Source organism: Pseudomonas sp. NDM (genome assembly GCF_003105095.1).
Lineage (GTDB): Bacteria > Pseudomonadota > Gammaproteobacteria > Pseudomonadales > Pseudomonadaceae > Aquipseudomonas > Aquipseudomonas moraviensis_A.
Window position 1 is genome coordinate 1 of record NZ_QETJ01000200.1, and the last position, 7,787, is coordinate 7,787.

Below are 7,787 nucleotides of genomic sequence, written 5' to 3' on the forward strand. Positions count from 1 at the left end.
TCGCAGCCTCGTTGCACTCGTCAGCTCCTACACAAGATCCGGGTTTTTGTTTGACGCTGCTTGATATTCCGAACAGGCGCAGCCTATTTTGTCCGGGTCGCCGTTCGCGGCTCGCACAATAACAAGGATTGCGTCATGACAACCGATGGCCAGGGTTCACTCGCGCAGCGATTGACCGGCATTGATGAGATTGAATGTGTCACCCCGGATCTGAACGGTGTGCCACGGGGCAAGGTGATGACCGCCGAGGGTTTCCTCGAAGGGCGGCGTTTGCAGCTGGCGCGGGGTGTGCTGCTGCAATGCATCATGGGCGGTTATCCGCCGGCGCGGTTTTACGGCAGCGATGACGGCGATCTGGCGCTGGTCGCCGATCCGGCGCAGATCCATCGTTTGCCCTGGAGCGACGAGCCCCGCGCCATGGCGATTTGCGACGCCGACGAACTGAGCGGGGAGAGCTCCAGCCTCTCGACCCGTGGCCAGTTGAAAGCGGTCATTGCCCGTTATGCCGCGCACGGTCTGGCGCCGGTGGTGGCGACCGAGCTGGAATTCTTTGTCTTCGCACCGAATACCGATCCGACCCAGCCGTTCCGTCCGCCGGTAGGCCTCGATGGCCGTCGCGAAGATGGCCAGTCGGCCTTCAGCGTCAGCTCCAATAATGGTCTGCGGCCATTCTTCAGCGAAGTGTATAAATGCATGGCGGCCCTCGGCCTGCCACGCGACACCTTCATGCATGAGATGGGCGTCAGCCAGTTCGAAATCAACCTCCTGCACGGCGATCCGCTGCTGCTGGCCGATCAGACGTTCCTGTTCAAGCACCTGCTCAAGGAAGTCGCGCTCAAGCATGGCCTGAGCGTGGTGTGCATGGCCAAGCCGCTGGCGCACACGCCGGGCAGTTCGATGCACATTCACCAGAGCATCGTCGGCATCGAAAGCGGCAAGAATGTCTTCACCGACTCGAACGGCGAGCCGACGGCGATGTTCCGCCACTTTATCGGTGGGCAGCAGGCCGGCCTTGCCGATTTCACCGCACTGTTCGCGCCCAACGTGAATTCCTATCAGCGCCTGTGTCATCCGTACGCATCGCCGAACAATGCCTGTTGGTCCCATGACAATCGCGCCGCCGGCTTGCGTATTCCCGCCAGCTCGCCAGCCGCACGTCGGGTCGAAAATCGTCTGCCGGGCGCCGACGCGAATCCGTATCTGGCCATCGCCGCCAGCCTGGCCGCGGGTTTGCACGGCATCGAACAGGAGCTGGAGCCGAGCGCGGCGATTCAGGGCGAATTCGCCGTGCCGGATAACCTCGCCTTGCCATGTACCTTGCACGCCGCGCTTGAACGTCTGAAACGTAGCCAGTTGGCCAGGGAACTGTTCGGAGCGGAGTTCATCGAAGGCTACATCGCTTCGAAGACCATGGAGTTGACCAGCTTCTTTGATGAAATCACTCCCTGGGAGCGCCGTGTGCTGGCCGCCCAGGCCTGACGTTTCGCCGCCATCGGGCTATCGTTGCGATAGCCCGGTACTTACTGCAAGGAGCCGCTCGGAACGCCGATGCGCCAAATCTGGAAATCCTTTCGAGCGCTGTATTTCGCCTCGCTGATGATGTTGATCGGCTCAGGCCTTCTCTCTACTTATCTGGCTTTGCGTCTGGCCGCCGACAATGTCGACGGTCTGTGGGTCGGTGCGCTGATGGCGGCCAACTATTTCGGTCTGGTGCTGGGCGGCAAGATCGGCCATCGCCTGATCGCCCGGGTCGGGCATATCCGTGCGTACTCGGCGTGTGCCGGGATCGTCGGCGCGGCGGTGCTCGGCCATGGCCTGGTAGATTGGCTGCCGGCGTGGATAGTGCTGCGGACGATCGTCGGTCTGGGCATGATGTGTCAGTACATGGTCATCGAGAGCTGGCTCAACGAACAGGCCGACGCCAATCAGCGCGGGCTGGTGTTCAGCGGTTACATGATCGCGTCGTATCTGGGCCTGGTGCTCGGCCAACTGATTCTGGTCATGCACCCCGGCCTGGGGCTGGAACTGCTGATGCTGGTGGCGCTGTGCTTTGCCCTGTGTCTGGTACCGGTGACCCTGACCCAGCGGATCCATCCGGCGCCGCTGCATCCGGCGCCGATGGAGCCGCGCTTCTTTATCAAGCGCGTGCCGCAATCGCTGAGTACAGTGCTCGGTGCGGGTCTGATCATCGGTTCGTTTTATGGTCTTGCGCCGCTGTACGCCTCGCAACAGGGGCTGACGACCGAGCAGGTCGGTCTGTTCATGGGTAGCTGCATCTTTGCCGGTTTGCTGGTGCAGTGGCCGTTGGGCTGGTTGTCCGACCGCTACGACCGCGCGCTGCTGATTCGCTGCTTTGCCGGGTTTCTCGCGGTGGCGGCATTGCCATTGGCGATCTTGCCGCAGGTGCCGCTGGAGGTGCTGTTCGTGGTCGGCTTCTTCTGTTCGCTGGTGCAGTTCTGCCTGTATCCGCTGGCGGTGGCGTTCTCCAACGACCACGTCGAAGGCGATCGCCGCGTGTCACTGACCGCCATGCTGCTGGTGACCTATGGCGTCGGCGCGAGCATCGGGCCGCTGCTTGCCGGTGTGCTGATGAAGTTTCTCGGCAGCCAGAGCCTGTATGCCTTCTTCAGCTTCTTTGCGCTGGTGCTGGTCTGGCGGATTCGCCCGAAAGCGGTCACCAATCTGCATCAGGTCGACGACGCGCCGCTGCATCACGTGGCAATGCCGGACAGCATGTCGAGCTCGCCACTGGTAGCGGCACTTGACCCGCGTGTCGATGAGCAGGTGGTGCAGGAGCAGATGGTCCAGGATCCGGCGCCGGCCTCTTCTGAGCCGGAACCCGTCGCCCAGCCGGAGGCAGGCGTCGAAACCGATCCCGCCGATGAACATGACACACCTGCGGCGGATATCAGCGGCGGCAGACCCTGAGATATCACGCGCTAACTGTGGCGAGGGAGCTTGCTCCCGTAGGGGCGCAAAGCGCTCCTTTCTTTGTTTAAAGGCAGGGCCTGCTGCGCAGTCCAGCGGGAGCAAGCTCCCTCGCCACAGAAGCTTTGAAGGCATAAAAAAAGGGCAGTCCTGTGCGGGACTGCCCTTTTTATTTGTCGCTGCGACTCAGAGGTCGTCTTTGTCGAAACGTCTTGCTTCACGCTGCAACTGGTAGACAAAACGTTCGACGTTACGTGCAGCCTGACCACTGATGTTGTGGAAGCGCAGACCGGCGAAGGTGATGTTGAGTTTTTCTTCGAAGTGCAGATAGCGCAGCTCGACCGATGTTGGCTGATTGCCGAACAGCGGCGGGGCGATCAGGCGGTCGTAGACCTGGCCCAGTTGCAGGCGGTCAGTGATGTCGCCTTCGAAGCGGAACTTGCAACCGGTGGCGGAGATATCCAGCAGCTTGCCGTGCAGCGGCGACTTGAGCTTTTCGCCACCCAGTTCAACGCTTACCAGGTCAGTGAGTTTCAACGCAGCGCGGAAGGCGTTGCGGCGCTGGTGATAGACCACTTCGCTCGGCAGGTCGCCGGTGTAGAAACGGTCGCCGTCGGATTCTTCAATGTTCAGCGTGCCGTTGCATTCCCAGGCGATGCGTACGCCGTCATGAAAGCCTTCGACCTTGAAGGGTTCGCCAGCCTGCAGGAAACGCTCGCCATCGCGGGGGATCATTTCGTCCAGCGCAATCGTCGCGGTTTCACGGTCGACCTTGATCAGGTAACTCTGGAAGCGCTGGCTGCGTTCATGGAAGGTGATGATCAGCGGGTCATGGCTGTCTTGCAGCTGGCGCAGGTTGCTGGAGATTTCCAGTGGCGTGGTGAGCACCTTCGGAGGCTGCGGAGCATCATCCGCGCTTAGGGTGTTGGACACGGTTCTTCAATCTCCAGACAAAATAAGACTACGACTGGCCAGTATTTTGCCAGCATGTTGCGCGAGTGGATAGTGCAGGGCCACCGAATGGCTCATGCCTGGCTGAGCGTTCGCGGCTTGACCGGTTTGGCAAAGGTCCCGCTGGCGTCGTAAAGCGCTGGCGGCTCACCGCCGGTGAGGATCTTCAGCTGATTGGCCGTGGTCGCCTGCTGGATCTGGATTGACCGGCCGTTCTTGATGTTGGCGTCCTGACATTGTGCGATCAGCGCGGTCAGGGCATCGCCCTGGGCCAGCAACTGGTCGCCAATGCTCGACTGGCTGGCCAGTTGCTCAAGGCCGCTGCGGTCGGTCGGCAGATTGAGGCTGGCGAGGATTTCGCTGCGCTTGCGGCCATGCTGTTCAAGCAAAATGATCAACGCCTGCTTGGTTGCCAGAATTTCTTCCAGCAGCGGCATGTCACGACCGTGCAAAGCGAGGGATTCGGTTTGCAATAACTCCAGCAATTGTTGCGCTGGAGCAAAGTCGTCGTTGATCAGTTGCAATAAGTTAGTGTCGTGCATGGCTGGCCTTGGGGTTTAAGCGTCCAAAAGCCTGGCGCCGGCAAAAGCCTAGCGCTGGGCTTCGAAGTTGAGCAGTTTGCTGGCTACACGGTTGCTGTCGACTTTATAGCTGCCATCGGCAATCGCGGCTTTCAACTCGGCCACGCGGGCTTTGTCGACAGCAGGTTGATCGCGCAGCTTGTCAGTGACCTTCTGCAACTGTTGAGCCTCATTGCTGAGGTGTACCGATTCCCCGCTTTTGGCGGCACTGGCCGGTTCGGCCTGGGTATTCAGCGGCGCGGAAGGGCTGTTTTCAGCGCTTTCCTTGGCGTTGCTGGTACGAGTACTGCCGGTAAGTGACGAGGAACTGTTCAATCGGTTGAAATCGATAACCATGATAAAAAACCTCTGGGAATTTGGACGCTTGCCATGTTTTCGGCTATCCCCTGAAAAACTTTAGGCCCAATCAACCATAAGCTTGCATGCGCCGTTGCGAGACCTGCTGCGGCACAGTTTAGGGAAGCGACGGGATCGGCGCCAGTTTTCTCCACAGGGCTTTTACATGGCCACTTCGACCTGTCCCGGCGCAATCACCTGCGCCTTGATAACTCTTTGAGAATTAAGGTTTTTTACTCGAATCTGTTCTTTCATGCCGCCATTGGAGAGGGCTTCCCCCGGCATGCGTACGGCAAGGGTGCCGCTACGCGCAGTGATCACCACCTGATCGCCCTTGCGCACCACTTCGGCCTGTTCCAGATGCACCAGTGTGATGACCTGATCGGCGACCGTTGGTCGGGTCAGTTTCTGCCCGATCGCTTCATCGACCGAGGTCAGGAAACCCTGGTTGATCGTGCTGACATCGCGCTCGCGCAACGTCACGTCCTGCGGCTCGATGATGCCGGCGCGTTTCAGAGGACGAGTGGTCGTGACGATCTCGCGAAACAGGCGGACTTGAGCGGGTACGAACACCGTCCAGGGCGAGCTGCCTTCGCATCGGACCTTCACCGTAACGCGGCCCAGCGGGCGGGCCGGGCTCTCCAGAGTGGCTGTCAATTCCTTGTCGCACATGGGCATGCGCATACGCGGGTCGAGCTGGTTGACTTCGATTTCGTAGCGGCCTTCGGTTTGACTGGAAGCCAAATAGTCTTCTACGGTGAATTCAAGAAAGCCCTGAGTCACGCCGATAAGCATATCAGGCAAGGTAACCGCATCAGCATTGGCAGGACTGCCGGCAAGCAAGCAGCAAACGGCGGACACCGCGCAAAGCCCTTTGCGAAGGGAAGATATCAGGCGTCGGGAAAATGTCGTTTGAGCGTTCATACGAGTTAAAAAGCAAGCGCCGTGCCGTTTAGCAATGAATGTGCGTCGCAACAACACTTGGCGTTGATGTAGGAGTCTGGGCATGGCTGGTGTAATGGATTCGGTGAACCAGCGCACGCAACTGGTAGGGCAGAATCGCCTCGAGCTGCTGTTGTTCCGTCTTGACGGGCCGCAGCTCTACGGGATCAACGTGTTCAAGGTACGGGAAGTGTTGCAGTGCCCGTCACTGACCTTGATGCCCAAATCCAGTCCTGTCGTGTGCGGGGTAGCGAATATACGGGGAGCGACCATTCCGATCCTGGATCTGGCAATGGCAACGGGCTCCGGTGCGTTGAAAGACAAGAACAGTCCGTTCGTGATCATCACGGAGTACAACACCAAGACCCAGGGTTTCCTGGTCCGCTCGGTGGAGCGCATCGTCAACATGAACTGGGAAGAGATCCATCCGCCGCCCAAGGGCACCGGTCGCGATCACTACCTGACCGCTGTGACTCGGGTCGACAACCAGTTAGTCGAAATCATCGACGTCGAGAAGGTGCTGGCCGAAGTAGCGCCGACGCCGGAAGCGATTTCGGTGGGCGTGGTCGATGTCGAGACGCAGACCAAAGCGCTGTCGCTGCGGGTGCTGACAGTCGATGACTCGTCGGTGGCGCGCAAGCAGGTCACGCGTTGTCTGCAGACCATCGGTGTCGAAGTGGTGGCGCTGAACGACGGCAAGCAGGCGCTGGATTACCTGCGCAAGCTGGTCGACGAGGGCAAGAAGCCGGAAGAAGAGTTCCTGATGATGATTTCCGACATCGAGATGCCGGAGATGGACGGGTACACCCTGACGGCGGAAATCCGCGGCGACGCGCGCATGCAAAAGCTCCATATCATCCTGCATACTTCGTTGTCGGGGGTATTCAACCAGGCGATGGTCAAGAAAGTCGGTGCTGATGACTTTCTGGCCAAATTCCGTCCTGATGACCTCGCGTCCCGGGTAGTCGACCGGATCAAAGCAGCAGATATCAGCTAAGGGCCTTCTGCCCCTGGCGTTCAACACGATTTAAGAGGCGGCATCATTGTCTACGGGTAATTTGGATTTCGAACAGTTCCGGGTCTTCCTGGAAAAAGCCTGTGGCATTCTGCTCGGTGAAAACAAGCAGTATCTGGTCTCGAGCCGTCTCAACAAACTGATGGAGCAGCAAGGCATCAAGTCTTTGGGTGAGCTGGTTCAGCGCATCCAGACCCAGCCGCGCAGCGGTTTGCGCGAGCAGGTGGTCGATGCCATGACGACCAACGAAACCCTGTGGTTTCGTGACACCTATCCGTTTGAAGTCTTGAAGAACAAGGTACTGCCGGAAGCGATCAAGGCCAGCCCCAACCAGCGTCTGCGGATCTGGTCGGCGGCCTGCTCGTCGGGTCAGGAACCGTACTCGCTGTCGATGTCGATCGACGAGTTCGAGCGCAGCAACCTGGGCCAGTTGAAGATGGGCGTGCAGATCGTTGCCACTGACCTGTCGGGCCTGATGCTCAACAATTGCAAGACCGGCGAGTACGACAGCCTGGCCATCGGTCGCGGACTGTCGCCGGAACGCCTGCAACGCTATTTCGACCCGAAAGGGCCGGGGCGCTGGGTGGTCAAGGCGCCGATCAAGAGCCGGGTGGAATTCCGCTCGTTCAACCTGCTCGACAGCTACGCAGCGCTGGGCAAGTTCGACATCGTGTTCTGCCGCAATGTGTTGATCTACTTCTCTGCCGAAGTGAAGAAAGACATCCTGTTGCGCATTCACAGCACGTTGAAGCCGGGCGGGTATCTGTTCCTTGGCGCGTCTGAGGCGCTGAACGGTTTGCCGGATCATTACCAGATGGTTCAATGCAGCCCGGGGATTATCTACAAGGCGAAATAACCGGTTCGCGGCAATACAAAAACGGGAGGCCCTCAAGGTCTCCCGTTTTTTATGCCTGAATGTTCTCTGCGAAACTCCATGGCTCCTCTGTAGGAGTGAGCCTGCTCGCGATAGCGGTCTACCAGATGCCACATAAGTGACTGATACACCGCAATCGCGAGCAGGCTCACTCCTACAA

The 7,787-nt window shown here is 59.3% G+C and carries 8 protein-coding genes; 4 read left to right on the forward strand and 4 right to left on the reverse strand.

Features of this window, described 5'->3' with window-relative positions:
* The first annotated feature begins 237 nt into the window (after window positions 1-237).
* Window positions 238-1,479 carry a glutamine synthetase family protein gene (locus tag DCO47_RS24205; RefSeq protein WP_172667873.1) on the forward strand — a complete coding sequence of 414 codons (1,242 nt, stop codon included), beginning with the start codon at window positions 238-240 and terminating at the stop codon, window positions 1,477-1,479.
* A 69-nt stretch (window positions 1,480-1,548) separates the two neighbouring features.
* On the forward strand, window positions 1,549-2,928 hold the full coding sequence (locus tag DCO47_RS24210) for an MFS transporter (RefSeq protein ID WP_116659087.1): 1,380 nt from the start codon (window positions 1,549-1,551) through the stop codon (window positions 2,926-2,928).
* Window positions 2,929-3,114: 186 nt separating this feature from the next.
* On the opposite strand, the gene DCO47_RS24215 is transcribed toward DCO47_RS24210, so the two are convergent.
* The 4 genes from DCO47_RS24215 to flgA all read right to left on the reverse strand — a co-directional run bounded on the left by DCO47_RS24215 (window position 3,115) and on the right by flgA (window position 5,720).
* Entirely contained in the window at window positions 3,115-3,861 is a 747-nt protein-coding gene (locus DCO47_RS24215; RefSeq protein ID WP_042607190.1) for a flagellar brake protein, read from the reverse strand.
* Between the two features lie 92 nt (window positions 3,862-3,953).
* Entirely contained in the window at window positions 3,954-4,421 is a 468-nt protein-coding gene (locus DCO47_RS24220; RefSeq protein WP_064364856.1) for a flagella synthesis protein FlgN, read from the reverse strand.
* A 48-nt stretch (window positions 4,422-4,469) separates the two neighbouring features.
* A complete protein-coding gene (gene flgM, locus DCO47_RS24225; protein WP_042607188.1) occupies window positions 4,470-4,796 on the reverse strand; it encodes a flagellar biosynthesis anti-sigma factor FlgM in 327 nt (108 codons plus the stop codon).
* A gap of 162 nt (window positions 4,797-4,958) precedes the next feature.
* Window positions 4,959-5,720 carry a flagellar basal body P-ring formation chaperone FlgA gene (flgA, locus tag DCO47_RS24230; RefSeq protein WP_116659088.1) on the reverse strand — a complete coding sequence of 254 codons (762 nt, stop codon included), beginning with the start codon at window positions 5,718-5,720 and terminating at the stop codon, window positions 4,959-4,961.
* A gap of 82 nt (window positions 5,721-5,802) precedes the next feature.
* On the opposite strand from flgA, the gene DCO47_RS24235 reads away from it, so the two are divergent.
* Entirely contained in the window at window positions 5,803-6,735 is a 933-nt protein-coding gene (locus tag DCO47_RS24235; RefSeq protein ID WP_016773611.1) for a chemotaxis protein CheV, read from the forward strand.
* Window positions 6,736-6,781: 46 nt separating this feature from the next.
* Window positions 6,782-7,609, forward strand: a complete 828-nt coding sequence (cheR, locus tag DCO47_RS24240) for a protein-glutamate O-methyltransferase CheR (RefSeq protein WP_016773612.1) — start codon at window positions 6,782-6,784, stop codon at window positions 7,607-7,609.
* Window positions 7,610-7,787: the final 178 nt, after the last annotated feature.

Excerpts from the sequence above, each read along its gene's own strand:
- DCO47_RS24235 (WP_016773611.1), top strand. The coding sequence starts at position 5,803 with ATGGCTGGTGTAATGGATTCGGTGAACCAGCGCACGCAACTGGTAGGG.
- DCO47_RS24210 (WP_116659087.1), top strand. The coding sequence starts at position 1,549 with ATGCGCCAAATCTGGAAATCCTTTCGAGCGCTGTATTTCGCCTCGCTG.
- flgM (WP_042607188.1), bottom strand. The coding sequence starts at position 4,796 with ATGGTTATCGATTTCAACCGATTGAACAGTTCCTCGTCACTTACCGGC.
- DCO47_RS24205 (WP_172667873.1), top strand. The coding sequence starts at position 238 with ATGACCGCCGAGGGTTTCCTCGAAGGGCGGCGTTTGCAGCTGGCGCGG.
- flgA (WP_116659088.1), bottom strand. The coding sequence starts at position 5,720 with ATGAACGCTCAAACGACATTTTCCCGACGCCTGATATCTTCCCTTCGC.
- DCO47_RS24220 (WP_064364856.1), bottom strand. The coding sequence starts at position 4,421 with ATGCACGACACTAACTTATTGCAACTGATCAACGACGACTTTGCTCCA.